Origin of the sequence: Pseudomonas sp. SIMBA_041, assembly GCF_046535095.1 — a bacterium.
Taxonomy (GTDB): Bacteria; Pseudomonadota; Gammaproteobacteria; order Pseudomonadales; family Pseudomonadaceae; genus Aquipseudomonas; species Aquipseudomonas mucoides.
The window spans coordinates 1-265 of the sequence record NZ_JAWRXJ010000415.1 but is presented as its reverse complement, the minus strand read 5'-3'; the positions used below and the strand labels follow the sequence as shown (position 1 = coordinate 265).

Below are 265 nucleotides of genomic sequence, written 5' to 3'. Positions count from 1 at the left end.
GACGTGATGGTTGTCCGGCTCCTGAAGAACTTCCAGGATTTTTAAACGAGGAAGCGTTACTTTCAGGCCAGCTTTCTTTAGGGCGGTATTGTTATCAGTCATGCGGAATCTGTCCTGTTACTAAGCGGTTCACTTCATTAGAAGAAGTGACAGAATTTGCTCTTGAGATAATGCGTATCATTATAGAATTGCCACGCCTAAATGAAAACCACAAGTCCCTGGCAAATATTGTTAATAAAAACGTGGCATAGCTTACATTTACAAC

The 265-nt window shown here is 41.1% G+C and carries 1 protein-coding gene; it reads right to left on the bottom strand.

The features are described 5' to 3' along the window. Positions 1 to 94: 94 nt before the first annotated feature. Positions 95 to 181 (bottom strand): fur leader peptide, encoded by an 87-nt coding sequence (gene uof, locus SB725_RS31715; protein WP_001406816.1) that lies wholly within the window; start codon positions 179 to 181, stop codon positions 95 to 97. Positions 182 to 265 lie beyond the last annotated feature (84 nt).

Bases quoted from the DNA above. Each gene is read 5' to 3' on its own strand.
- uof (WP_001406816.1), bottom strand. From the start codon at position 181: ATGATACGCATTATCTCAAGAGCAAATTCTGTCACTTCTTCTAATGAA.